The sequence below is a fragment of the Acinetobacter sp. YH16044 genome, from assembly GCF_013417145.1.
Taxonomy (GTDB): Bacteria; Pseudomonadota; Gammaproteobacteria; order Pseudomonadales; family Moraxellaceae; genus Acinetobacter; species Acinetobacter amyesii.
Genome location: NZ_VPEK01000003.1, coordinates 19,572 through 45,292, shown reverse-complemented (window position 1 = coordinate 45,292; position 25,721 = coordinate 19,572). Strand labels below are relative to the sequence as shown.

The 25,721-nt window shown below is 40.3% G+C and carries 20 protein-coding genes; 12 read left to right on the top strand and 8 right to left on the bottom strand.

The window, feature by feature from the left end; all coding sequences use genetic code 11:
* Nucleotides 1-9 precede the first annotated feature (9 nt).
* From FTV38_RS02985 to yccS, 4 genes are all read right to left on the bottom strand, one after another.
* Nucleotides 10-780: a YdcF family protein gene (locus FTV38_RS02985; protein ID WP_180021258.1), complete on the bottom strand. Its 771-nt coding sequence runs from the start codon at nt 778-780 to the stop codon at nt 10-12.
* A 103-nt stretch (nt 781-883) separates the two neighbouring features.
* Nucleotides 884-3,586 (bottom strand): PepSY domain-containing protein, encoded by a 2,703-nt coding sequence (locus FTV38_RS02980; RefSeq protein WP_180021254.1) that lies wholly within the window; start codon nt 3,584-3,586, stop codon nt 884-886.
* 188 nt (nt 3,587-3,774) lie between these two features.
* Complete coding sequence (locus FTV38_RS02975; RefSeq protein ID WP_078191438.1) at nt 3,775-4,335, bottom strand: YcxB family protein; 561 nt, start codon at nt 4,333-4,335, stop codon at nt 3,775-3,777.
* Nucleotides 4,336-4,420: 85 nt separating this feature from the next.
* A complete protein-coding gene (gene yccS, locus FTV38_RS02970) occupies nt 4,421-6,589 on the bottom strand; it encodes a YccS family putative transporter (RefSeq protein WP_180021252.1) in 2,169 nt (722 codons plus the stop codon).
* Between the two features lie 135 nt (nt 6,590-6,724).
* Between yccS and FTV38_RS02965 the strand changes: the two genes are divergently transcribed.
* From FTV38_RS02965 to FTV38_RS02920, 10 genes are all read left to right on the top strand, one after another.
* Nucleotides 6,725-7,927: a multidrug effflux MFS transporter gene (locus tag FTV38_RS02965; protein ID WP_180021250.1), complete on the top strand. Its 1,203-nt coding sequence runs from the start codon at nt 6,725-6,727 to the stop codon at nt 7,925-7,927.
* Nucleotides 7,928-8,563: 636 nt separating this feature from the next.
* Nucleotides 8,564-9,844 carry a DcaP family trimeric outer membrane transporter gene (locus tag FTV38_RS02960; RefSeq protein WP_180007538.1) on the top strand — a complete coding sequence of 427 codons (1,281 nt, stop codon included), beginning with the start codon at nt 8,564-8,566 and terminating at the stop codon, nt 9,842-9,844.
* A gap of 633 nt (nt 9,845-10,477) precedes the next feature.
* Nucleotides 10,478-11,719, top strand: coding sequence for a sodium/glutamate symporter (gene gltS / locus FTV38_RS02955; RefSeq protein WP_168379287.1), 1,242 nt, complete (start codon nt 10,478-10,480; stop codon nt 11,717-11,719).
* Between the two features lie 61 nt (nt 11,720-11,780).
* Entirely contained in the window at nt 11,781-13,256 is a 1,476-nt protein-coding gene (locus FTV38_RS02950) for a sodium:alanine symporter family protein (RefSeq protein ID WP_180021248.1), read from the top strand.
* A 243-nt stretch (nt 13,257-13,499) separates the two neighbouring features.
* The gene (locus tag FTV38_RS02945; protein WP_180021245.1) at nt 13,500-14,492 is read left to right on the top strand and encodes a patatin-like phospholipase family protein; all 993 of its coding nucleotides are present in this window, start codon (nt 13,500-13,502) and stop codon (nt 14,490-14,492) included.
* A 386-nt stretch (nt 14,493-14,878) separates the two neighbouring features.
* On the top strand, nt 14,879-15,055 hold the full coding sequence (locus tag FTV38_RS02940) for a hypothetical protein (RefSeq protein WP_171262670.1): 177 nt from the start codon (nt 14,879-14,881) through the stop codon (nt 15,053-15,055).
* A 282-nt stretch (nt 15,056-15,337) separates the two neighbouring features.
* A complete protein-coding gene (locus tag FTV38_RS02935; RefSeq protein ID WP_078191431.1) occupies nt 15,338-15,859 on the top strand; it encodes an acyl-CoA thioesterase in 522 nt (173 codons plus the stop codon).
* 198 nt (nt 15,860-16,057) lie between these two features.
* A complete protein-coding gene (locus FTV38_RS02930) occupies nt 16,058-16,654 on the top strand; it encodes a TetR/AcrR family transcriptional regulator (protein WP_180021243.1) in 597 nt (198 codons plus the stop codon).
* Nucleotides 16,651-17,856, top strand: coding sequence for an MFS transporter (locus FTV38_RS02925; RefSeq protein ID WP_180021241.1), 1,206 nt, complete (start codon nt 16,651-16,653; stop codon nt 17,854-17,856). The genes FTV38_RS02930 and FTV38_RS02925 overlap by 4 nt, the downstream gene beginning before the upstream one ends.
* Nucleotides 17,856-18,749 carry a LysR substrate-binding domain-containing protein gene (locus tag FTV38_RS02920; protein WP_078191428.1) on the top strand — a complete coding sequence of 298 codons (894 nt, stop codon included), beginning with the start codon at nt 17,856-17,858 and terminating at the stop codon, nt 18,747-18,749. The genes FTV38_RS02925 and FTV38_RS02920 overlap by 1 nt, the downstream gene beginning before the upstream one ends.
* Nucleotides 18,750-19,229: 480 nt before the next feature.
* Here the strand turns inward: FTV38_RS02920 and FTV38_RS02915 are convergent, their stop codons facing one another.
* Nucleotides 19,230-20,138 (bottom strand): DUF4349 domain-containing protein, encoded by a 909-nt coding sequence (locus FTV38_RS02915; protein ID WP_180021239.1) that lies wholly within the window; start codon nt 20,136-20,138, stop codon nt 19,230-19,232.
* Nucleotides 20,139-20,353: 215 nt separating this feature from the next.
* Between FTV38_RS02915 and FTV38_RS02910 the strand changes: the two genes are divergently transcribed.
* A complete protein-coding gene (locus FTV38_RS02910; protein ID WP_180021463.1) occupies nt 20,354-20,962 on the top strand; it encodes a glutathione S-transferase family protein in 609 nt (202 codons plus the stop codon).
* 175 nt (nt 20,963-21,137) lie between these two features.
* Here FTV38_RS02910 and FTV38_RS02905 read toward each other — a convergent pair whose 3' ends face one another.
* From FTV38_RS02905 to FTV38_RS02895, 3 genes are all read right to left on the bottom strand, one after another.
* Complete coding sequence (locus FTV38_RS02905; RefSeq protein WP_180005306.1) at nt 21,138-21,641, bottom strand: hypothetical protein; 504 nt, start codon at nt 21,639-21,641, stop codon at nt 21,138-21,140.
* Between the two features lie 298 nt (nt 21,642-21,939).
* Nucleotides 21,940-23,544 (bottom strand): bifunctional 3-(3-hydroxy-phenyl)propionate/3-hydroxycinnamic acid hydroxylase, encoded by a 1,605-nt coding sequence (locus tag FTV38_RS02900; protein WP_180021237.1) that lies wholly within the window; start codon nt 23,542-23,544, stop codon nt 21,940-21,942.
* Between the two features lie 343 nt (nt 23,545-23,887).
* Complete coding sequence (locus FTV38_RS02895; RefSeq protein WP_078191424.1) at nt 23,888-24,109, bottom strand: hypothetical protein; 222 nt, start codon at nt 24,107-24,109, stop codon at nt 23,888-23,890.
* Between the two features lie 568 nt (nt 24,110-24,677).
* Here FTV38_RS02895 and FTV38_RS02890 point away from each other — a divergent pair.
* Complete coding sequence (locus tag FTV38_RS02890) at nt 24,678-25,691, top strand: GTP-binding protein (RefSeq protein WP_168379278.1); 1,014 nt, start codon at nt 24,678-24,680, stop codon at nt 25,689-25,691.
* The last annotated feature ends 30 nt before the right edge of the window (nt 25,692-25,721 follow it).

Genomic DNA, 25,721 nt, shown 5'->3' with positions numbered 1-25,721 from the left:
GGGCTTTTTTTAATACTCATTGAGTACAAAACCGCTCAAAAAGGCAAAATATTCACGTAGCCAAGAATTGTAGCGGATGTACAGCGGTGTTGGCGCTGCAATGGTATACACCCGTGTATAGCCTAACTTTCGTGCAATTGCTTTTGCACGTGGTAGATGAAAGTCACTACTGGCAATGGCTATGGGTGCATCAAGAGAAATCTGATGTCGTTTTAAAATCATTTTACTGTTGATCAGATTGAGTTCTGTGCTGGTACTTCTGCTTTCTTCATATATGCGTGCGGCTGAAATGTCATAGTGTTGAAGTAAATAGCGCTTCATGACAGAAGATTCGGTCATTTTTTCATTAAAGCCTAAACCACCCGTCATGATCATGATGGCATTGGGCTGTTGCAAGGCATACGGTGCTGCGGCATCGAGACGCGCCTTTAAGGTCGGAGAGGGTTGACCATTTTCAATACCACTGCCCAAAACGATGATGGCTTGGGCGGAAGTAAATGGCTTGGATTGCTGGCTATTGAAGTGTAAATACGCAAAAAACAGTAAAAGGCTCAATAGCCAAAACCAAAACAACCACCATGCCGCACGCCAGGGCCTTTTGAGTTTGGGGTATTGATCTAAAATATTTTGAATTTGCGTTGCAAATAGTCCTGATAAAAGAAAAATACACCCAATGACTAAGGGTAAAAGGATGCCTAAATGAATTTTATCTAATGTAAGCAACCAAATGGCATCTACACAGAGCAGCAAGCCTACACAAAGCAGTAGTATTCTTTTCATTCAAAAAATTAAAGCAGTATCCGTATTTGGCCTAAGTATAGCGAAAAAAAACCAGACACGAGGTCTGGTTTTTAGTTGGGGCTATTTATGAGTAAACATCTTATTAGTAAACATCACGACGGTAACGCCCAGCTTGACGCAGTTCAGCAACAACATCTTCACCTAGTATATCAATCAATGCGTGGTCAACGTCCGTTGCCATACCATTGATACTACCGCAGACGTAAATCACGGCACCTTGTTCTACCCATGATTTTAATAAGGTCGCTTGGTCACGTAGCTCATGATGCACATAGCGTTTCTCTGCTTGATCACGAGAGAAGGTGAGGTCTATGCGTTGTACTAAGCCTGTGTTTTGCCATGCTTCAATGATGTCTTGATAAAAGAAATCATGTGCGCGTTGGCGCTCACCAAAAATCAGCCAGTTTTGCGTATAGTCCTGACGAACGCGTGCATGTAATAAGCTGAGTAAACCAGCAATACCTGTACCGTTACCAATACAAATCACAGGACGATTATCTGCAATTAGATGGAATGATTCATTGGTGCGAATACGCAGTTGTAGTGTGCTGTTGATCGCTGCATGTTGTGTTAACCAACCAGAGCCTAAGCCGAGCTCACCATCCGCATTGGATTGCTGACGTACCACTAAGCGTAATACTTGCTGACTTGGAATACTGGCAATGGAATATTCGCGAGTTGGAAGTAGAGGGAGTTGTTCGAGCAAGTGATCGAGGTTGGCAAATGGTTCAACATCCGTATTTAGGTTACGATCCCATAATGCATCTTCAATGCGTTGCTGAGTAGAATCAACCACTTGCTGACTTTGAATCTGATACTTTTGCATGAAGTTTGCAATACGTTCAGCACTATTACCCGGCTGAATCTCTGCAATATCACCCGCTTGCCAGTTGGCTTCATGTTGCGGTTTTAACTCAATATTAAATGCAGGTGCACCTAAACTATTCGGGTTGAGTAGATCACGTTTGCTCAATGTCCATGCATCAAAAGTTTTTTCAATTTGCATGTGCTGAAGTTCAAGTTTAGTCGCTTTGGCTAAAGCGCTATTCCATGCTTGAATGGCTTGGGTGTCGCCATTATTGACTTCAATTGTGTCAAATAGGGGCTTCGCAGCATTACTTTGCATCCAGCGATGAATCGCATTACCAAAGCTACAGAAAGTATCAGGATATTCTTCAGAACCTAGAGCTAATACGGCAAACTGAACATGACTCAAATCGAGGTTTTGTGTCATCAGTTTATGTTCAAAGCTTGAAGCAAGGTCAGGTGCTTCGCCAGTGCCATAGGTACTTGCAACAAATAAAACCTGAGAGGCTTGCGTTAATTCATCTGCTGAAAGTTGCTGAACAGCTTTCACTGTGACAGGCTGACGAGCCTCTTGTAAGCTTGTTGCTGTACGCCATGCCAATTGTTCAGACTGACCTGTTTGTGATGCATAGCAAATTAACCAAGGCTGTGCATTGGGGTCGATGGTAACTGGTGCTAAGCTTTGACGGGCTTGCTGTGTCAGTTTTTTCTGTTTACGACGTTTGAGATAGAGCATCCATCCTGTGACAAAGAACAGCGGCATCATGAGGGATGCAATAACCACAAAGAACTGATAAATCGGTCCGAAGAAACTACCACGATGCACAGGCAACATGCTGGTCATGATTTTTTCATTCAACTTTTTATCTTCGTATAACTCGATATCGGTGAGTGCAGACGTTTGGTAGTTATAAGTCGCTTTGTTGCGAGCACGCTCATGTTGAGGGACTGCATCGACGAAGTTAATCTCTAATTCACCATTGGCTTTTTTCGGAATATTAAAAGTGACACTTGAGTATTCACGACCAATATTTTGATTAAAGCCGTTCCAACTTTGCGTAAGAGCAATATTTACTTGTTTAGGTTTTAGACCACGTTTTTCTCCGCGACCTTCAGCACCATGTTTATTTTCTTGAGCGCCATGTTCAGAGAGACCTGACGTTGCAGGATTGCTTTCAGAACGTGCTTGGTGTTCGCCATGAGTTTGTTTTGCCTCAGTGGCTTGTTTTTCACCACTTTGCTTTGCACCCGCCTGTTCAGCAGGTTGTCCATTCGGTTTTGGACGTTCTTGTAACTGGGGCTGTGGACGTTCAACGCCCATGACTTTAAACATGCCATTACGCCACCAGTCATAAGACCAGTACAGGCCTGTACATGCCAAAATGAGATAGAAAATAATCACCCATGTGCCGACGACAGCATGTAAATCCCATAGGAAATTACGTCCTTTGAGCTTTGGTTTAACTGCAAGCCATTGTTTAACAGAATGTCTCTTTGGCCAACGCAGATATAAACCACTCAATACAAAATAAATCAGCATCAGTGTACATGCGCCGGTAATTTGTTTACCAACAGGGCCAACAGTTAAATTACGGTGTAGTTGCTGTACAAACTGGAAGAATTTTTGACCTTTGATTTCAGGTAAAACTTCGGCTGTATAGGGGTTAACCATCATGTTATAGCCACGACGAGCACCTTCTTTGACAATATTCACGGTACTTGAGGCGGTAGCATCTGAGGCAATAGAGATGCTGTTAATTTTCATGTCAGGAAAAGACTGACTAAAGTGCTGATAAAGCTCAGCAGGGGTTAGTTTGGGCTGCTGTTGAGCCTGAACCACATAACTGTCCTGATTGATTGCTTTAAGTATTTGCTGTTCATAGGAATAAATGGCACCTGTAACCCCCATGAGCGAGAGTATTAAGCCGGCACTAATCCCCAAGAACCAGTGAATCTGGAAAAGGGTTTTCTTAAACATGATGGATTTAATATTGATAAAAGGTTGCTGAATTGCGACGAATTATAAACGATGATGTAGTAGAGAATGTGGAAAAAGTAAGTAATATTCATTCTCATTATTGTAATTATCAATGATCATTCGAAAATTAAACAGATAAAAAAACCTCCAAAAATCGGAGGTTTTTTATACACAAATGTCTGTTTGGCTTAAATAGCTTTAGCTGGGCCTACAGTTTCATTTAAGTGTTTACGAATGGTCGAAAATGGAAACTTCTTGCTATCCATACGTTTAGGCAAGATGTATGCACCGTCTTGACCCTTCACTTTAAAGTTTAAAAGGATGAAGTCTTTAGTGTCATACCATTCATGAATGTCTTTCCAACCGACAGTCATCGTCCCCATGTTTGCGCCCATACGTTGCTGCATAGAAATCCCATGCGGCTGAACACCCATACGGATGCCTTTAATTTCTTGTACAGGGACTTCGTTCAATTTGCGTTTCGCATACCATTCGATACCGAATTTACGCACAAGGAAGTAAATCACAACACAGACAATAGCTACCCAGCAAAATACTGTTGAATAGTTCTTAATAAAGATGAGGCCCAAGAGTGCCAGTGCAAGAATTGCACCCATAATTAGCCATGCTTTTTTGCCAATTTTGAAGTTACTGCGAGACAGAACAAGTTGAGCATAACGTTGTTCTTCTTCAGAAATTTCATAAGCCACTGGCTCTAGCGTGTAGGCATATAAATTTTTTGCGGTCATAGTGAAAGTAACAGATTTAAAACTGTAAAAAGTTTAGCATTATTTATACCAATTCAGTGAGTATATTGTTCCAAAATCATCCAAATTATAGCGAAGCCAGTTCAGTCGATGCCTGATCATGCTCATGACTTAGATTTTGTTTCAATTGGCTAAATTGGTTCAACACGTTAAACATCAAAGAAAGCTGCTGTAGCACGATCAAGGATTTTTGATCTTCCTCACTGTTTTGTGACAAACGCTGACGGATTTCTTGCAACATATTTTGCGCCGTTAAGTCCGGTACTTCGTCACGTAGTAATGCACCTTGAATGTCATCCGTAGCTTTATCCAATAAGGTTAAGACTTGTTGATCTTGAATTTTTTCACGATGCGCACCTAAGGCTGCGATATAACTAATAAAGGTATGATTGAGACACAAAAACTCAAAGGCCAAAGCTTTTTGAGTCGGATCGGTATCGGGTTCGGTGGCTAAAGTGGAAATCAGTGAAGCCACTTCTGCATCGGTATTATGGGCTGCACGACGGACCACACGATAATTCAACCCGTTATTACGACCAGATTTGTATTGTTCAACCACTTCGGCCAAATAATCACACTGCGCTTGAATCGAACGGCTGATGGTTCGAGGCAGGCGACGGAATTTCCAATCTGGGAAAATGAAACTCACACCAAACCATGCCAAGGCACAACCAATCAGTGTATCAATCATACGCGGCATAGCTGCGGCAAAACCCATTCCATCTAAGTTAAAGTTGATCAGCGCCAAAATCGTAATAAACGCAGTGGCTTGTGCATATTGCTTACTGCGTAATTCAAAAAACAGCACGCCACTTAAAATGAGCAGTAATAACTGACCTTCGACAGAAGGGACAAAATATAAAATTGAATAACCTAAAATAATCCCGACCAATGTGCCAATGATACGTAAATAGAGGCGGCGCTTGGTGGCGTTAAAGTTCGGCTGGCTGACAAACAGGGCAGTCAATAAAATCCAATAGCCATAACTGATATTGGTCACTTGGACAAAAATATAACCAATAAATAACACGGTCGATAAACGCACAGCATGACGGAACAGCACCGATTCAGGGCTCAAATGTTGTTTGAATCGAATGACGATGTCGTCCCAACCTTTTAAATCATCATCTTTTAAACGATTTTCAATCAGGGCTTGTCGGTCAATATAACGCTCGGTTTCGACATTACGTAATTGCGCATCGATGCCTTTTAGGTTTTGGTATAAAGCAAATAAAGAGTTGATCCAGACCTCATCGTATTTTTGCTCTTCACGCAGCTTTTCGAGTGACAGTTTTAGATTATGAAATGCATGCTTAAAACGTTGATTATGATGATAGGGTTTTCGCTGTAAGATGCTGATACTTAAATCTTTACAGGCTTTGCCTTGAATCGAAAGCACACGTTGAAAGCGAAATAAAATATCACTATGTTCAAAAATACGGGTCAATTTTTGATAATCAATATGCGCGGAATCGGCACGTTCATGAATGTCTTGCGCGACAAAATAATATTGTAGGCTACGACGTGTATCTTTTTGTCCACGGTCGCCTTTTAAACGCGTTAATAAGGCCGTTTTCATATCGTTGAAAATGCCAATTAATTTGCCATTTTCGAGCGACAGCTCAATCAAACTTTGCTGGTAACTTTCCGGTGTCATATCGACATCAAACAAGTTAGATTTTGCAAATAAGAAGTCACCTAGAGACGAATAGCTTTGGGCCAATTTGTCCTGAACTTGACGCACAGGAAACAGCAGAAAGCTCAAAGTCGAAAGCAGTCCGTACCACATCGCACCGATGACCAATAAACCTGCTTGTGTATACCAATTTTCAAAAAGTTCAACCCCAAGCATGGAATACACGGAGATCACCAAACAGCCATAAGAAATGGTGGCGTAGCGACGACCCAATGAACCCAAAAGAATCCAACCGATACAAGACACAATCAGGCCCAATGCAAATAAGATCGGATGCGGGAACAACAGATAAATGGATACCGCAGTAACAAAGAACCCAATATAAGTATAAATTTGATTGAGCACGCGGACTGAAAAGCGGTCATCGATATCACTTAGACCAGCGGCAACCACACCCAAGGTGAGGGGAATGGTCATCAATTGCTGATCTAAAAAATATGGGACAAAGGCTGTTCCTGCGAAGGCAATGACCATGCGCAAGTTATACATAAAGGTCGTGTTATAGGTTGCTTGTTTCAGTCGTGCGAGCCAGGCGTTCAAAATTTTTCCTTTGCTAAAGCGATGGGGCAGTAAGCAATGTGTATCGTGTGAATTTTCACATTGAAGCCAAGAAATAATACTATGTGCAGTGTAAACTTGTCTGCAAAACTTGCTTGCAATAAATGAATTATTCTTATGAAAAGCGTCGAATCACAAAAGGAATTTTCTCAACGCTGGATCGTCTTATTGGCGTTGCTGACTGCTTTGGGGCCACTTTCAATCGATATGTATTTGCCTGCTTTACCTCAAATGGCCGATGATTTTGGTGTCACAACCCAACAAGTGGCCAATAGTCTTCCTGCGTATTTCTTGGGTTTGGCGATTGGGCAGTTAATTTATGGGCCAGTCAGCGACCGTATTGGGCGTAAAACACCGCTATATTTCGGTTTGGTTTTATATATTTGTGCCAGTTTTCTGTGTGTCTTTGCCAAAAGTGAATGGAGCTTGATCGCTGCTCGTGTTTTGCAAGCGTTGGGTGGCTGTGTCGGTGTAGTGATTGCCCGTGCTGCAATTCGTGATCGCTTAAGTATGCAAGCTTCTGCTCAAGCCTTTGCGAGTATGATGATCGTGACAACAATTGCACCAATCATTGCACCTACTTTAGGCGCGTGGGTGTTACAGGTGTTTGAATGGCAATACATATTTGCGGTATTTGTACTTGTCGGTATTTTTTGTCTTTTCTGCGTACATTTTTTCTTTCAAGAAACCCTCCCTGTTGAGCGGCGCTTAAAATTAAGTCTGAAACAAGTCTTAGGCTTATATAGTGCGATTTTACAGGACGAAACTTTCCGTAAACCGATGCTCACAGGCTGTTTCTCTGGCGCGATTTTATTTTGTTATATCAGTGGCTCATCTGCCATTTTAATGGATGGTTATGGTCTGAGCCAACAGCAATTTGCTTATGTATTTGGGGCGAATGCTTTAGGGATTATGGTGTTTTCAACCCTCAATAAGAAACTTGCAAATCGACTGGATGTTCGCCATCGTTTGCAATTGGGTAATGCACTCCAATTGTGTGGTGTGCTGATCTTATTGGCGGCAGGATTATTTAATCTTTCCTCTATCATTGTTGTAATGTTGGGCATGTTTTTATGTGTTGCTTCAATCGGCTTCACTGGTCCAAATGCCATGGCATTGGCGATGTCTGAACAAGGCTCACGAGCTGGCACAGCCAGTGCCATTATGGGAAGTATGCAATTTGCCTGTGGTCTAATGGCTGGAGTGTTTTTGAACTTTTTAGTATGGTCTGCGCTGATTAATATGGCCCTGATTATGTTGCTGTTTGTGGTTATTGCAATGTTCACCATGCGTAGTTTAAAAGCTTCAGCCATGGGGTGAACTGAATGAGGGTGAAGACGTTTAGCTGCTTTTGTTTAAACGTCAGTCATCAATGTACGTGTATTAAGCATACGCGTCATTCATTATAAATGTTCATCATCCATAACTATGAATGATTGTGCTATTTTCCCATTGTGAGGGCAGTATCTGTTTACTCGAAATTTATCTCTAAACAATCATCCACTTGAAAATAAAAAGTGAAACGGTGGATCGCTGTAGTCCCATTGTAATGAAATAGAGCAACTGATAAATAAGTATTATTTGCATTAAACACAGTGCTTTATGCTAGATCACTACATATCGAATGCCTCTATCGGTAATGTGTCGGATTTTATCGTTTTTATGACATACCTATAGGGTATGGATATTTACCTTTAAGGTATGAGTGTTGAGCTTTTTTGCCATCTGAATCGGCTAAGTCTGAATTTTAACTAAATATTTCAGTCTATTTTCAGTGATGGATTCAGCGTTTTTGCTTTTTGCTTTCAAGTATTTCGTTATTAAGGGCTGCAAGTTGGGACTTTAATGCGACTAAAGCACGGATATGCAGCTTGAAATTTGTCCGCTCAAATAGGCGAATAACAAAGCGCCCAGAGTTAGGGCATACAACAATGACAGGACAATAGAGAGCTTAGGATGAAAACTCAAACTGTATTCCACCCAATGAAAACCCTTGTTGTTGCCATGAGTTTGGCTACGGTCTCAATGGCTCATGCAGGCAGCAATACTTCTGAAATTGAACAATTACGTGCAGAAGTTGCAGAACTGAAAAGTTTGATTAAAGCGCAGCAGCAAGTTCAACAACAGCAACAAACAGAGATTCAGCAAGTTAAAGCGCGTCCTGTTGCACCACCACCGCCACCAGCTACTCCAGCTGCAAGCTTGAAATCTAAAACAGGTGCAGATGTAAGTCTTTATGGTTTTGTTCGTGGTGATGCAAACTACATCATTGAAGGTGCGGATAACGACTTCAACAACGTACATACGTCTAAAGAAGAAGCACGAGATAAACTTCGCGCAACTGCAAAAACCACACGTTTTGGTTTAGATTTTACAGCACCTGTCGGTGGTGATAATAAAGTGGGCGGTAAAATTGAAGTCGACTTTGCAGATGCAAGTGGTTCAAATGATGGACTTCGCTTACGTCACGGTTACTTAACCTTTAACAACTGGTTATTTGGTCAAACGACATCTAACTTCTTGTCTAGCCATGCACCAGAAATGATTGATTTCAATACAAACTTGGGTGGTGGTACTACACGTATTCCTCAAGTTCGTTATAACTACAAATTAGCTCCAGATACTCAACTATTTGTTTCTGCGGAAGAAGGGGATAGTAAAGGGACTGTTGCTGCAGATCCGACATATCGCCTTCCAAACTTAACTGCCAAAGTGACTCAAGGTTTTGCTGCAGGTAAAGGTACCGCTTCAGCTCGTGCATTGGTTGAAAACTACAAATCTAAAGCTGCGGATGATACAGAAACAGCTTGGGGTGTAGCAGCGGGTGCATCTTATGCAGTGACTGATCAATTGAAATTGAATGGTGATGTTTCTTATACAGAAGGCAACAGCAACTATTTATATGGTTCTAACTCGGCTTACTCTGTTGTAGATGGAAACATCGAGCAAAACAAATTCACTGCTGTACAAGTGGGTGCAACTTATAAGTTTAATGAAAAACTACGTTCGACTTTAGCTTACGGCGCGCTATTTGCGGATGATGGCAGCGCGTATGCGAAAGATGCATTGAATTCAAATGCGAACGAAGAAGCACAGCAAGCTTGGATTAACTTTATTTACGCACCTGTAAAACCAGTTGAACTTGGCTTGGAATATGTGAACGGTAAACGCAAAAACTTTGCTGGTGAATCTTATAACGATGACCGCGTTGGCTTAATGGCTAAATATAGCTTCTAAGCTCAAATCATCGATCAGAATCGATCAAAAAAGCCTGACTTAGTTCAGGCTTTTTTTGTTTAAACAGAGGATGTATTAACACAAATGAACTCACAGCACTAAACAGATAGATTCATTAAATCGCCTGAGTCATGATGTCGTACTGGTTAAAGCAGGCGTTGAACCACGTACAGTGTATAGATCACGCTTAAATCTTTAATATTTTATATAGATAAAAAATACGAATGCATTTAAATAAAAACAATTGGATATAACTTTAAATTATAGAAAAATTAACTTTTTGTAATAAAAAGTACTGAAATTTTATTGTTCAGGCTGCATAATGTGCGACTTTTCAGAAATAGTGCGAAACAGTACAGACATACACAATGTTCTGTCATTAAATTTGCTTCATTTGAGGCTGTTTCTCAATTTAAAACTTTTAGCGATTTGTTAGTCATTTTGAGTTGATTTTTAAAGCTCAGACTTACTTATTTGAATCAGATGATGAATATTTTTCAAACTCTTTAGCTTGAGTCGTTTAATTGCATTATTGATTTGAAATTACAAAATGTAGTTGTATTTCAGACCATAAAGGCAGCTAATGCTGATAGAAGAGCTTTAAAAATATTCAAATAATTTTGGACAAATTATATGGAATTTAGTTTTAACGCGTTTTATACCTTAATCGCAGCGGTAATTGTGCTTTTGTTGGGACGGTTTCTTGTTAATCGTATTGGTTTTTTAGGCCGATATAACATTCCAGAGCCTGTTGCCGGTGGTTTAGTTGCAGCGATTATTTCTTTAGTAGTACACAGTCTTTGGGGCTATAGCATTACAACGAGTAGTGAATTACAAACGAGTTTCATGCTGATTTTCTTCGCTTCTATTGGCTTAAGTGCAAACTTTGCCAAATTAAAAGAGGGCGGAATCGGCTTGGTCATCTTTATCGTCGCTGTTGCTTCATTCATCATGGTGCAGAACCTCGTAGGTATCAGTCTTGCGACGGTGCTAGGTATTGACCCTCTTATTGGTTTGATTGCAGGTTCTATTACCCTTACCGGTGGTCATGGTACTGCAGGCGCATGGGGTGAAATTTTAGAAGTTCAACATGGCATTCAAGGTGCATTAGCCTTAGGTATGGCAAGTGCGACATTTGGTTTGATTATTGGCGGTATTATCGGTGGTCCACTGGCTAAGCTATTAATTAACCGCTATCAACTTGCAACGCCTCGTACTCATGAACAAATTGAAAAAAGTGATAACACTCCTCTAGCAGATATTAATTCAACAGAATATGTGCCGTTTGAATATCCGCATCGAGTTCGTCTCATTACAGCAGATAATGCGATTACCACATTAGGTTTATTTGCAGGGTGTTTAGCATTTGCGGACTTCATGACCGATTTTAGTAAAGGTACTGTATTTGAATTACCGACATTTGTTTGGGCACTGGCTGGTGGTGTAATTTTGCGAAATGTACTGGAAGGTATTTTCCGTGTACAAATTTTTGACCGCGCTATCGATGTATTTGGTAATGCATCTCTATCTTTGTATTTGGCGATGGCATTGTTGTCATTAAAGTTATGGCAATTGTCCGATCTCGCTGGCCCACTTGTAGTCATTTTGGGTGCACAAACGCTGACGATGGCTTTGTATGCTGCTTTTGTGACTTTCCGTGTAATGGGTAAAAACTACGATGCTGCTGTTTTATCAGCAGGTCACTGTGGTTTTGGTATGGGTGCAACCCCGACGGCTGTGGCAAATATGCAAGCGATTACAAATATGTATGGCCCTTCACATAAGGCATTCTTAATTGTACCGCTATGTGGTGCATTCTTTGTTGACTTAATTAATGCGACGGTTATTCAGTTAATTCTCAAATTTTTCGCTTAATTCTACAAAGGCTCTAAATTAGAGCCTTTGTTTTTTTGTATTCGCATTTTAGGTATTGATTATGGATGAACAATTAAATGCAACTCTCATGGGCTGGGTCAAAGTTTTTAATGATCCGCTTTGGGATTTCTTAGTCGTATTCTTAGTGGCTGTTGGTATTTTCTATACTTTAATCACTGGCGCAGTCCAGATTCGCCTATTCATTCACAGTATGAAAGTGATGAAATCTAGCCGTAAAGAAGGCGATGATGAACATGGGATTACACCATTCCAAGCCTTTGTGACAGGGTTAGCCAGTCGTGTCGGTGTAGGTAATGTCGCAGGTGTTGCAATTGCGATTGCGATTGGTGGGCCTGGTGCGGTGTTCTGGATGTGGTTTACCGCATTTTTAGGGATGAGTTCAGCATTTGTGGAATCTTCACTTGCACAGCTTTTTAAAGTGCGTGATACGCAAAATCAGCAATTTCGTGGTGGACCAGCTTATTACATTACCCAAGGCTTAAAACAAAAATGGTTGGGTGTGGTTTTTGCCATCGCGCTGATTTCAACTTACGGTTTTGTCTTTAATGCGGTGCAAGCCAATGCGATTACAGGTGCGACCTCACATGCGTGGGGCTGGGATAAAGCCAATATCATTTTAGACTTAGGTGGTTTCGGTTTCGAAATCTCTTGGGTGGGCTTGTTCTTGGTGTTCATTACTGCGCTGATTATTTTTGGCGGGATTAAACGAATCGCCAAAGTTGCAGAAAGATTTGTACCCTTTATGGCGTTGCTTTATCTCGCAGTTGCTTTCTATGTTGCATTTGCTAACTTTGCGATGCTCCCAGATATTTTTCAGTTAATTTTCAGTAAAGCCTTTGAATTTGATGCTGCGGCAGGTGGTTTTTTCGGTGCCATGGTTTCTATGGCAATGATGCAGGGAATTAAACGTGGTTTATTCTCGAATGAAGCGGGTATGGGCTCTGCACCCAATGCCGCAGCAGCATCAGATGTTAAACACCCAGTCAATCAAGGCCTGGTTCAGATGCTCGGTGTATTTGTCGATACATTTGTGGTGTGTACCTGTACGGCGATCATTATTTTGGCATCCGGCTTGTATGAAAATGCAGGCTTTGAAGGCGTTGTTTTGACACAAATGGCGCTTGAAAGCCAGATTGGCGCATGGGGAGATGACTTCCTTGCCATTATCTTGTTCTTATTCGCTTATTCTTCAGTAATCGGTAATTATGCTTATGCTGAAGGCAATGTACAGTTTATCAATAACAATCCTAAGGTCATGTTTGTATTCCGTGTATTCGTCCTGATGATGGTGTACTTTGGTTCAATCATGAGTGTGCCCCTGATTTGGAACTTAGCAGACCTCTTCATGGGCGTGATGGCGAGTATTAACCTTTTTGCGATTTTATTGCTGACTCCATTCTTATTGATGTTGATGAAAGACTACACCTCACAGTTAAAACGTGGTGTAAAAGAGCCAGTGTTTAAGATGGATGAACATCCAAAATATAAGGATCGCGTTAATTCCGATATTTGGTAAAGTCAAAAATTAACTAAAAAAAGCTCCGTTATCGGGGCTTTTTTTTGCTAGATAAAGTCTAAAATCCTGATGTGGAAATTCTGCTAGACATTGAAATTTTGACAGCCAATGACTTTCTAGGTTGTATGTCAATATAATGTGCATCGGTCATAGGCATTAACGAATAATAACAGTGACGTGAATGCGGACTGATTAGACTACTTTTTCTCTTCAAATCTCGAGTTGCATTTGGAATATCTCTCAATGAAAAGCATAACTGTTTTGATGACTGCATTCGCAATCAGCCTTGTAGGTTGTCAAAGTGTGGGCTCAAAAACGGTCAGCGCTGAAACAACCGCACAAATTCGGACTTATACAGCAGCACCTGCACAGGTGGCGAATAACCGCATTGACTTTAAAAAAGTGAAAAAGCAGGAAAAGCGTCCGATTGTTGCTTTGGTTTTAGGGAGTGGTGGGGCACGTGGTTATGCACACATTGGCGCCATTCAGATACTTGAACAGCAGGGAATACACCCAGATTTCATTGTCGGAACCAGTGCGGGTAGTATTGTGGGTTCAATCTATGCATCAGGTAAAAGTGCCAATGAGTTAAGAGATATCGCCTTAAATATGAAAGCCAATGATGTTCGAGAAATACGTTTGGACAAAAAAGGCTTTTTTGACGGTAAAAAAGTTGAAGATTATATCAATGAGCAAGTTGATGACGTGCCTTTAGAGTTGCTAAAAACCCCAATGTATGTGGTGGCAACCGAGTTAAAGGATGGCAAAAAAGTCGTGTTCAACTATGGCAATACGGGGCAGGCTGTTCGTGCTTCGGTGTCGATTCCGAGCATGTTTATTCCAACGATTATTGAAGACACAGAATATGTCGATGGTGGCTTGGTCAGCCCTGTTCCTGTGGACGTTGCACGCGATTTAGGGGCGGATATTATTATTGCGGTGGATATTTTGGCACGACCGATTCATACCGAAACGTCGAATGTTTGGGGTTTGTTTAACCAAAATATCAATATTATGCAAAATCGTTTAGCTCAAGAAGAACTCAAGCGAGCAGACATTGTGATTCAACCTGATTTACGTGAAAAAGCACATATATTTGATGTAAAAGGTCGTGAAGTGACGATGCTTGCAGGTGAAGAGGCAACCTTAGAAAAACTTGGAGAGATTTCTCGGGTTTATGCTGAACATCAATATAGCAAGGGACATCATATTCCTTATTTAGCGGCCAAAGACTAGGCTGGTACGATCCGCAAATTGACATGCATCCTGTTCACCTAGCAGGGTGCATTTTTATTTCAGCAAAGCATTTTAATTTTTGTTCTCAGCTTTTCCCATGCTCTATAGCATCCAGTAATCATTAATATATTGGATGTTGATTGGTTTTAGGTCTTAATCAAAAGATTTGCCAAATATAAAAATCGTAATAATAAGAAAATATACAGTTAATTATTTGAAATTAATTAAGAAAATCATATTAATTGGTTTTACGTAGATTTTAAGAGTATATACCTATATTAGCGTTTTTATTCATGTGCTTACGTTTACCAATACTGTTGAAGTGTTTAGAATATCATCAGGTTATTAATACTTAAAACCAATAAATATTTTAAAGGTGGCTGTAGATGAAAACGCTTGATGTAGGACAAAAAGTAAAGCTTGCGATGATGGAAGAGAGCGTATTTATTGTCACTCATGTACATGTAGATAACTCTTACACGCTAGAAAGTACCAATGATGGTGGACAAAAAACCAGCTATGACAACGTATCTTTCGAGATGTTAAAAGTCTTAGAAGATTAAGTTTAATGCCGTGCTATGTTGAATCGATGAACAACGCGTTTTAATGAATATGTTTTAAATATAAAACACAGCATAGCTTGGATTAAAAAAAATTGATAGATAGCGCGATAACTACTTGTTTATCGGGTGTATATCGTTATCAATATATATTTTACTGAATGATGGTATGATCACTATAAATAATAATGATGGTTTTTTTGCCGATTTGAACATTTAATTTTGATTAAAATCTATATAATAATCACATTAATCATTGTTATATCACGAGTCTAGAGAAACAAGATGTCCCCATTAGATCAAATTGCGAATGCACTAGACGACCAGTCAGAATTATCGATGTCAGTTTTAATGACTCCTGACATGGCGAATTTTTCGGGTAATGTGCATGGTGGAACGATTCTAAAATTGTTAGACCAAGTCGCGTATGCTTGTGCAAGTCGCTATTCTGGTAGCTACGTGGTGACACTATCAGTCGATAAAGTAAATTTTAAAGAACCAATTCACGTGGGTGAGTTAGTGACTTTCCTTGCAAGTGTGAACCATGTAGGTCGTACTTCTATGGAAATTGGTATTCGTGTTGAAGCGCAGAACATTCAAAAACGTACAGTGCGTCATACCAATAGTTGCTATTTCACAATGGTCGCTGTTGATGATCAAGGTAAACCAAAACAAATTCCGGCATTAAATCTAGATAATGACTGGAAACGTTGTCGCTTCGAAGCTGCGGAACATCGTAAAGTGGCGCGTTTACAGGAAAATCATCATCCTTCTTGCAGTATTTATAAAAAGTCGACACAAAGCTAATCGCTTTGGTGGCTGAATATTTGAAAAGATCGCTTAAGCGATCTTTTTTTTATTCTGAAATTCGTCTGGAGAGTGCAGTAGGGATTTGAATTCCGAGTGTGCGACTAAAGTTTTTTTCTTCAAAGCTTAGTTAAAGATAGTCATTCAGTCCAATACCGTTTAATATAAAACGATACGTAGCGTTTCGTTTTTTGAATTATGAGTGAAACTGAAAAAACTTCTCGGCGTAAGCAATGTATCTTACAAGCGGTCACAGATGCTTTGGCGGAAAGTGATTATCGAAGCATGACCATTGAAGATATTGCGGCTCGTGCAGGCGTGGGAAAATCGACGATTTACCGTTGGTGGAAGCATAAGTCCGATCTGGTTTTCGATGCTTTTAAAGCACACACCGCGTCGGTGTTTGAACTCGATTTATCACAAAGTTTAGAGTTCAATCTAAATCAACAATTGCTCAAACTATCACGGGCTTTAAATCAGCACGTGGGTCGAGCGTTGCTCGTGGTTTTGGCGGAGCATCGTGAAGCAGCGGGTGAGTTTTTTAAACAGTATTTGTTACCTCGACGAGAAGCGACACGTGAGCTGATCCAATTGGCCATTCAACGAGGCGAAATTCGCGCGGATTATCCTTTCGAACTCATGTTGGATATGTTGTATGGCCCGATTCATTATCAGATCATTTTCTTTAACACTCAGCCAGATGAAGACTATATCAAGCGACTGGTGCAGTTGGCGCTAAACCCGATTTTTACGCAGTCCCAAGCCACGCGTAGCAGCGAGGCAATGACCTCATGACTACTCAACATCAGGCATCGTTATGGAACAAGTCTTTTGTTTTTTGTCTGTGTAATAACTTGTTTTTATTTAGCTATTACTTTGCGCTGCTGACCATATTACCCATTTATATTATGAAAGAATTGGGTGGTTCGATTCAGCAAGCGGGTATGGCTTTGACGCTATTTTTGGTGTCATCCATTGCGATTCGTCCCTTTTCCGGCATGATCATTGAGCGTTTTGGTAAAGCCAATTCTGTACGTATTTCAGGCTTTATTTTTGTCGTTTTTGCGCTGAGTTATTTGTGGATTGACAGCATGTGGTCGTTGTTGGTCATTCGTTTTTTACATGGTTTTTGGTTCAGTATATTAACCACGGTCAATGTTCCCATCGTAAATGATTACATCCCAGATCATCGAAAGGGCGAAGGCATGGGCTACTTTGTCATGTCGACCAACTTAGGAGTGGTGATCGGGCCATTTTTAGCGCTGAGTATGATTCAATCCAGCAGTTTTAGTACCTTATTTGCAGTATTAGCCTTATTGGTTGCAGTGGGCTATATTTTTACGTGGTTGGTTCAAATACAAGAACACGTACAGCATAAATCAAGTGATCAAGCGAGCCAATCCGCAGCCATCCAATGGCGTGATGTGATAGAAACACGGGTACTTGCCATCAGTTTTGTGGCATTGCTGACCGCATTTGCATATTCGAGTGTGATGAGTTTTATCACCGCTTATGCAGAGTTGAAGCATTTACTCGCTTATACCAGTATCTTTTTTATTGTCTTTGCTGTGTCGATGTTGCTCGTCCGTCCTTGGGTTGGCAAAGTCTATGATCGTAAAGGCCCGAGTGCAGTCATCTATCCATCATTTATTTGCTTTGCCATTGGTTTGGTGGTTGTGAGTTTTCTCACGAATCAATGGGTGCTTTGGATATCGGCAGTTTTTATGGGCATCGGCTACGGTTCAGTTTTCCCATGCCTGCAAACGGTCGCGATTCAAACGGTAGAAAAAGCCCGAATGGGACATGCGATATCCACCTTTTTTGCCTTGTTTGATATTGGCCTTGCTGTCGGTTCGGTCATTATGGGTGTGCTGATTGCATACTTTGGATTTCAGGCAACCTATTTATTTTGTGCGGTGATGGTGCTGTTCACTACGTGGATGTATCGTCTATTCGTGGCAAACCAATTCAAACGCAGTGGTTTAGGAGCTGAATAATGGAATTACGACATCTACGATATTTTGTTGCGGTTGCCGAAGAGCTAAATTTTACCAAGGCTGCGCAGCGAATGTGTACTGTGCAACCTTCTTTAAGTCAGCAAATTAAAGACCTAGAACAGGAAGTTGGGGTGCAATTATTGATGCGAACCAACCGAAAAGTTGAACTGACTGCAGAAGGTCAGGCCTTTTTAAAAGAAGCGCGTTTGAGTTTAGAGCATGCTGAAAAAGCCATGATAGATGCGCGTCAAATTGCGCAGCTCAGTAAAGAACAACTGAATATCGGCTTTGTTCCTGTGGCTGAAATGAAGGTCTTTCCTTATATCATGCCGAATATCCGTGCTCAGTTTCCTGAGTTGAAAATTCATTTTCATAGTTTAATGGATGTCGATCAGATCAGTGCAGTACGTAAAGGAGAGATTGATATTGCCTTTACCCGTTATGTCGAAGAAAGCCCTGATATAGAATCTGTTCAGATTTTTACTGAGCCTTTGGCGTTGATTGTACCGAAAAATTCGCCTGTAGCAGAACAGCGGCATATCAGCATTAAAAACATGAATAATCAGGATTTTATTATTAGTGATGAACATTCATCACCTGAGCTATACCGAATTATTCAAGATTTCTTTAAGCAAAATAAACTGAATGTGAACTTGGTGCAGCATTCGACCAATATTTTGTTAAATGTCAATTTGGTCGGTATGGGTGTCGGTTGGAGTTTAGTACCGTCTTATGTGATTCCATTGCTCGGTGATAAAATATTGGTTAAAAGTACCGTTGAACCTTTGCCGACCATTGGTTTGTATGCGAGCTATCGAAAAGATCGTAAAAATGATGCAATCGAATTGATTTTAAAAGTCTTAAAAGAGCAGTTCTATATGGGCTTTTTCTAAGCTTTTACATATTGCCGTAAGATCTAAATAACTGATGTTACGCAGTAACATCAGAAGCGCAATTTGATTCAAATATAAAGTACGATACGCGGTAAGGTCATCCGCAAGTGTTTGAGACAGGACAACTTCTAATCAAAAAGTTTTTGCGATACTCTGAATAATTTGACGGTAGTGAACGAGTTTTGCGGTGAGGAGCATTGCTCCGCAAGATGGTTTCCTTGCGAAGCTTCGCTTCTCATTTTGCCGAATGAGAAACAATGTTTCGTAAGAGTACCTCTAGCCGAAGGCTAATCCCTTTATTCAATCCCTAGATATAAGACTCCGTCGAATAGACTTAAAATGCATATTAAAAATGCGAAAGTACTTTTACGTGTGTAACATCAGTTAAACAAAAAATCTCGAATTAAGAGTTTCGGGATTTTTTTATTTATCGTATTTTTAATCAAAGACTCAATGATACATAGCCTTTGTCACTCTGATTTATTTAAACCATTTTTGTAAATAGGGTTTCATCACGCGGTAGGCAATCAAACCGATGAGTATAATCAGATAGAGTGGCCAAATCGTAATGAGAACAACCAACAGGCTCAACACAAATTGCCACCCTTTTTGTATACCGTACCATGCTCTTTGCCAGAAACTATCGCCATTTAACTGCGCAACAGCATCAAGGTTAATATCGATATGTTCACGGACAGTGGCAGGTTGAGTAAAGCTAATCACAATCGTGCTATAGCGGACACGATCTTGAACTTCTAAGCGGGTCAGGCGTGAGATTTCATTGACTTGCGCTGCAGAAACATGGTCGGGCACGACCTGTGTTTGCGACATTTTTTCTTCGAGTAGTTTTAGCTCATAGCGTTTTGCCGAATATTGCTGACGGTTCAAAAAATGCATAAGGGGCAACAGTTGATTAACGAAATGTGCAGCTTTTTCACTTGGCACACGAATGATCATTTCCGCTTGCGGATTTATTTTTTCAAAGATTTTAATTTTGCCGTCAGCAATCGGGTAGGATTGACTCTCTTGCACCACAAAGTCGATATTTTTCTGTTCAATAAAGCCACCTAAACTTAGCGTGAGTTTTTCAATTTCTAAGGCCGTTTTAACCACATCTTTCGACTCAAAACTGACATTGGCTTCTCGAACCATTTTACGGGAGGCTTCGGCTGGGTTGACCTGCTCATTTAAAATAGTTTCAGGTTTCTGTGTTGTTGCAGGCGTGGTAGACGGCTCATTGGATGTGCTTTCCGCTGCTTGATCTTGCTGTGTACTGACTTGAGCAGGTTGTGCATCTGCGCTGGCTTCAGTTGCCATTTCTTCGGTTTTCTTGGAACAGCCTGAAATTAAAATCACCGTTAGCATGGCAATTAAATATTCATTTTTCATCGATGTAGAGCTCAATTGTTTGATTATCAGAAAGTCAGAGTAAATACTTTTTGCTTTAAATATAAATTCAAATTTAGCGTAATTATTAGTCGGGCGTATTGTATCGGAAAGTGTTTAAAGCAGGGATGAACGCAACATAATTCTACATAAAGCCGCGTATAGTCATAGACAGAACAACAAGGATGAAAATAAGGATATCTACAATGAACCCAACAATGAAACTCTACAGCAATCCACGCTCACGCAGTAATACCATTCTGCCTTTATTGAAAGAATTAGACATCGAGTCAGAAGTTGAGATTATTGAAGTGCCATATGAAGAGATGCATCAAGCGGCATATCTCAAGATTAATCCCATGGGCAAAGTTCCCTGCTTGGTCGATGGTACTGCTGTGATCAGTGAAACTGCAGCCATCTTTAGTTATTTAGCCGATAAATTCAGTGACAAAGGTTTAGCACCCGCCTTGGATAATCCAAAACGTGGTGAATATTTGAAATGGATGTTTTTCTGTCATGGTCCGCTGACTGAATATATGGACATGAAAAATGTCGGCATTAGCACAGAGTTGATGGATGAAAAACGTGGCAGTTTGAGTTTTGGTAATGAAAAAATACTTTTAGATTTTATTAAAACAGGGCTTGCGCAGGCCCAGCCATATCTGTTGGGGGATAAAATTAGCGCAGCAGATTTGTATTTAGCTTATTGGATGGTGTATGCAATTTCATTCAAAATATTGCCATATTTAGATGAATTTAAACCTTTTATTCAGCAGATTCAGCAACGTGAATCGGTAAAAGATGTGCATTGGTTTCAGTCGGTTTAACTTGGATGCTTATTTGATTGTTGGCTGAACGTGGTATTGCTATAAGTCTATTCATATAACTCTTTCTTTGAGAATTAAAAAGAAAGAGTTTTAAATATCAATCACTAAGATGATAAAGCGATTTTAATTATTGCCTAGATAATGTATGGCATATATTGCGCTAAATTAAATAGACTCAATCGTTGTTGGGTCTATTTAAAAAATCATCGGCTTCATCATCAGATAGAGGTGGGCCTAAATCTCTTTCAAGTTTGGCATATATTTCAAGCAGTCTTTTTTGATGTGGATCCATATCTAAGGCACGATGCTGCTGATATGTTAATTGATCATCAATCCAATCATAATCCTGAATCGTAGACCCGGCGAAACTGGTTTTCAAATGGAGTTTGTAATAACCATAAAAGTTGTGTTTCTTGGTATCTAGACAGAGATAGGCGAAGGTAGACCAACCACTTTCGGGAAATTTAAGGCGAGTTCGGCAGGGCTTCTTTTCTAGTGTAAATGTGGGTGAATAGACTTGGCCTTTTAGAATGATATTTTTATCTTGACCAAAATATTGAGTTTGTAATGCAAATAAAGCAAGAATCACTGTGGTGAGAAAAAAGCTGGCAATGACTGCATAAAAAAATGAAATGTATAAATGGAAGGACAAAAAATTAGATTCTTCGTTTTTGTTCACATCTTTTTCTAAGCGTAATAAATAGCAATTCAAAGAAATAAGAAAACAGAGGCAAAAAACGAAAATAGCTAACCAACTATTGGCATGAAAATGATGTATCTCTACGAAAATGAGTGAACAGATAAAAATAAAGCCCAACAAACTATAAATGAATAATTTCTGAAATCTTTTTTGCATTTTGCGAAGCTTATAATTATGTATTGAACGATTATAGCATGCGATGTTTATAGTGATTATAGAAAAAATCACCATGCTTTATGCATGGTGATTTTTAATTCTTGCAGATCTATTTAGATTATTAAGCATGCAATTTTGCAAACAATTGTTGGCTCACGCTGTCTAAAGTTTGTGGAATTGCAATCGCTGCAACAAAACGGTCTGGGCGAAGAATCGTAACAGATTCAGTGGTTTTACCAAACCAACCACGAATATCGGTACCAATATCACCAATCGTAATCACATTGTCGTACTTGGTGCGATTTTCATTGCTAAGCTGAACAGCAGGCAATACTTGGATAAATTTAACGCCCAATTTTTGCCATTTTTTCATGGTCGCATCTGACAGACCCCATTTAGGATCGACGCCCCAAGCAATGATTGCAAAGTCGTTACCGATGACTTCATCGAGTAGGACTTTCTCACCAGATTCAAGTTGAACATGTGGTTGAATGAACATTTTACCCACAGGTGAATCTTTAACACCGTTATTGATCAATGCACCGCCGTTGTACTTCGGCATTGGCTTGAAGCGCATTTCCAATAGATATTGTTTGATCGGTTTGATGTAATTGAGCGCATAGGCAATACCATCACGCACAAAACCTTGCCATTTTTTTGGTGGCGCAAGGACATGACCCGCCATTACAGAAAGATCAATCATCGCTTTGGCATGATCTTTACGTTCAACTTGGTATGTATCTAAAAGCGCAGGGCCAGCTTTGCCTTGTACAACCATTGCAACTTTCCACGCAAGGTTGAATGCATCACGCATACCACTGTTATACCCTTGACCTTGCCATACTGGCATGATGTGCGCAGCATCACCTGCAAGTAAAATACGGTCTACACGGAATTTATCTGCAATACGGGCATTGTGGGTATAAACGCGCTGACGAATCACTTCAATACCGTCGGTCGTTGGAAGCACTTTCGACAATAATTTGGCAATGTTTTCAGGTTTGCTTAATTCTTCTTGAGTTTCACCAGGCATCACCATAAATTCGAAACGACGAATACCGTGTGGAAGCGCAGCAGATACATAAGGACGCACAGGGTCACAGCATAGGTAAATGTGTGGCGTTGCAAGTGGGTCGTTATTGATGTCGATCACGATCCATTGGTTCGGTGCAGTTTTACCATCGAAGCCGATGTTGAGGGTACGACGTACCACTGAGTTACCACCATCACAAGCAATCAAATACTGCGCTTGAATTTTTTCAGCTTCACCGTCTTTATTTTGAATATTTAGCGTTACACCATTGGCATCTTGGCTAAAATCAGACAATTGACGAGAGAATAAAACATTTGTGGTTTCGTACTGTTTTAAACCTTGTAGCAGTACATTATCGACTTGTGGTTGAATAAAGGCATTACGACGTGAGAAACCAAATTCACGAGTGAGCGGTTGAATGTCTGCGAAACAACGGCCTTTAGGGGTTAAGAAACGCATCGCGTGGTTCGGTGTCGTATGCGGTAACACTTGGTCCACTAAACCTAATGATTGGATGGTACGTAATGATTCATCATCAATACCAATCGCACGTGGGTAGTCAATCAGGCTGTCCAGTTGTTCAATCACAGTGACATTGACGCCTTGCTTACTTAAGTAGTTTGCAATGGTTAAGCCGACAGGACCTGCGCCCAGAATGGCAACTTCCGTTGTGTAATTTGCTTTATTGCTCATGCGTAAACATCCAATCACTTCACATATGCCACTATTAAGTTCTAAACAGAGACTTTCAACAAGCTAGGCATAAGTCGAAACGATGAATCGAATTGTCGTGTTTTTTGCAGGGTTTTATTTTAAGTGGATGATATATATTTATTTATATGAAAATCATCAATCATTTTGAATGATTTATCGATCATTAAAATCTATTAATCAGTGGCTTTGAGCATAAAAAAGCCGAACCATTTTTCAATGATCCGGCGACTTTAATTCATTTAGCACAACATTTTATTAGTGAGGGATAAATGTTGAGCAGCAGACTAAATGAATTTAGCGTGTGGAGTACGCTATCCGTCTATTACTGAGCAGGTTGAGCTGGTGCAGAACCTTCAGCATTTGCTTCTGAAGCAGGTTGAGCAGCAGTACCTTCAGCAGCAGTTGTTTCAGTCGCTGGCTGTTCTTGAGTGCTAACCACTACTTTTTCTTGTTCAGGCGCTTCTTGTTTATCTTTGCTCGCAGCAAAACTTGTTGCAGCTGCAGCAGCTAGAGTAGAAGCAAGTAAAATTTGAGTTAATTTCATTTTGAGCATCCTTATATATTTTAGTAAGTCCTGAAAAGATCATCACGTCCATCAGGAGAGAACTCATGCTAAATCGAGAAAACCGAGTGATCAATGCGAGCAACAAAGTGAAACAAACTGGTTAACTGGATGAATACATAACCGTCCATCCTGTGTTTTAAATGTAAAAAAATATCGGAATCTTCATTTAACTTTGCAAGAAAAAATGACCAAATCGACTTCATGATTCATTCATTGTTTACATGATGATTACATCGATGTCGTAAATAAGCAGAATCCAGAAATTTCACTAAAATCCAAATGTAAGGATTCTTTTCGATATGGCTATTTTTTTAAATATAAGAGTTAACTTTGCCAATAAAATGTGACCAGATATGTCATGCATTCATGCAAATGGAATAAATAGGCTGTTTAACAGCCAGATCATCATTCAATGCCTCGGATACTAGGCTGATCTATGCTTTAGGAAAATGAAGACGGAGAAATGAAGACTAGGCTTGCAGCATTTTTTTGAAATCATTATGGTAAAGGCCATCAATCATTGGCTATTTATTTGAGTGACTCACTTTTGAAATTAGTTTCTACCCACGGTGCGATTCCGGTTCATATTATTTCTGGCTTTTTAGGTGCGGGTAAAACCACAGTTTTACAGCAGTTATTAAAGCAAAAGCCAGCGGGCGAAACTTGGGCCGTACTGATGAATGAGTTTGGGCAAATTGGGGTCGATCAACAGATGTTGCCGCAAGATCAGGGCTTTGCGGTGAAGGAATTATTGGGTGGATGTCTATGTTGTAGCAGCCAACTGCCGATGCAAATTGCGTTGTCACGGTTATTGTCAGAGGTGAAACCCGACCGACTGTTTATTGAGCCGACAGGTTTGGGGCATCCGGGACAACTTTTGGAGCAATTGACTGAGCCACATTGGCATCCGCATTTAGCCATGCGAGCATTGGTGACCGTGGTCGATGGCTCACGCTTACATGATCAAGATTGGACGTCACAAAACCTGTATGCCGATCAACTCAAAGTGGCACAAATCGTTGTGGTGTCTCATGTCGATTGTATGAGTGATGCCGATCAAGCTGGTTTGGAACGACTCAAACAAGCGTATTTACCGTATCAGCAGCAATGGATCAATGTCGTCAAAGGTGAATTAAAACTGGCAAATATTGATCTCGCCTATGTGGGAAGTCCGCGTAAAATTCAGCCTTTATTGGCGATGCAAAAGCAAACGTTGGTCGATGTACCCACAGAAATTAAACAGTTGCCTTATCATTATGTTGAATCCGCTCAGGGCTATAGTGTCGCAGGTTGGAAACTCCCAAAACGATGGATTTTCGACTTTTTTGAGCTGTTAGATTTACTCTGTGAGCAGCAAGATTGGCTACGGATCAAAGGTATTTTTCAGACAGACCAAGGTTGGAAAACCTTTAACTTTAATCCTGATCAGTTTAATTATCAGTCGAGCGAGGAAAGTATCGATAATCGTGTCGAAATTATTTACCAAACTGAACGTGAATGGCTCGAATTTGAAGATCGCTTAATGCAGTGTCGTATCGATGCCGATAAAGCGGAGAAATAAGTAAATCAACGCAGCAAAAGCTTGCTAAAT

Bases quoted from the DNA above. Each gene is read 5' to 3' on its own strand.
- FTV38_RS02985 (WP_180021258.1), bottom strand. From the start codon at position 780: ATGAAAAGAATACTACTGCTTTGTGTAGGCTTGCTGCTCTGTGTAGAT.
- FTV38_RS02980 (WP_180021254.1), bottom strand. From the start codon at position 3,586: ATGTTTAAGAAAACCCTTTTCCAGATTCACTGGTTCTTGGGGATTAGT.
- FTV38_RS02975 (WP_078191438.1), bottom strand. From the start codon at position 4,335: ATGACCGCAAAAAATTTATATGCCTACACGCTAGAGCCAGTGGCTTAT.
- FTV38_RS02965 (WP_180021250.1), top strand. From the start codon at position 6,725: ATGAAAAGCGTCGAATCACAAAAGGAATTTTCTCAACGCTGGATCGTC.
- FTV38_RS02960 (WP_180007538.1), top strand. From the start codon at position 8,564: ATGAAAACTCAAACTGTATTCCACCCAATGAAAACCCTTGTTGTTGCC.
- gltS (WP_168379287.1), top strand. From the start codon at position 10,478: ATGGAATTTAGTTTTAACGCGTTTTATACCTTAATCGCAGCGGTAATT.
- FTV38_RS02950 (WP_180021248.1), top strand. From the start codon at position 11,781: ATGGATGAACAATTAAATGCAACTCTCATGGGCTGGGTCAAAGTTTTT.
- FTV38_RS02945 (WP_180021245.1), top strand. From the start codon at position 13,500: ATGAAAAGCATAACTGTTTTGATGACTGCATTCGCAATCAGCCTTGTA.
- FTV38_RS02940 (WP_171262670.1), top strand. From the start codon at position 14,879: ATGAAAACGCTTGATGTAGGACAAAAAGTAAAGCTTGCGATGATGGAA.
- FTV38_RS02935 (WP_078191431.1), top strand. From the start codon at position 15,338: ATGTCCCCATTAGATCAAATTGCGAATGCACTAGACGACCAGTCAGAA.
- FTV38_RS02930 (WP_180021243.1), top strand. From the start codon at position 16,058: ATGAGTGAAACTGAAAAAACTTCTCGGCGTAAGCAATGTATCTTACAA.
- FTV38_RS02925 (WP_180021241.1), top strand. From the start codon at position 16,651: ATGACTACTCAACATCAGGCATCGTTATGGAACAAGTCTTTTGTTTTT.
- FTV38_RS02920 (WP_078191428.1), top strand. From the start codon at position 17,856: ATGGAATTACGACATCTACGATATTTTGTTGCGGTTGCCGAAGAGCTA.
- FTV38_RS02915 (WP_180021239.1), bottom strand. From the start codon at position 20,138: ATGAAAAATGAATATTTAATTGCCATGCTAACGGTGATTTTAATTTCA.
- FTV38_RS02910 (WP_180021463.1), top strand. From the start codon at position 20,354: ATGAAACTCTACAGCAATCCACGCTCACGCAGTAATACCATTCTGCCT.
- FTV38_RS02900 (WP_180021237.1), bottom strand. From the start codon at position 23,544: ATGAGCAATAAAGCAAATTACACAACGGAAGTTGCCATTCTGGGCGCA.
- FTV38_RS02895 (WP_078191424.1), bottom strand. From the start codon at position 24,109: ATGAAATTAACTCAAATTTTACTTGCTTCTACTCTAGCTGCTGCAGCT.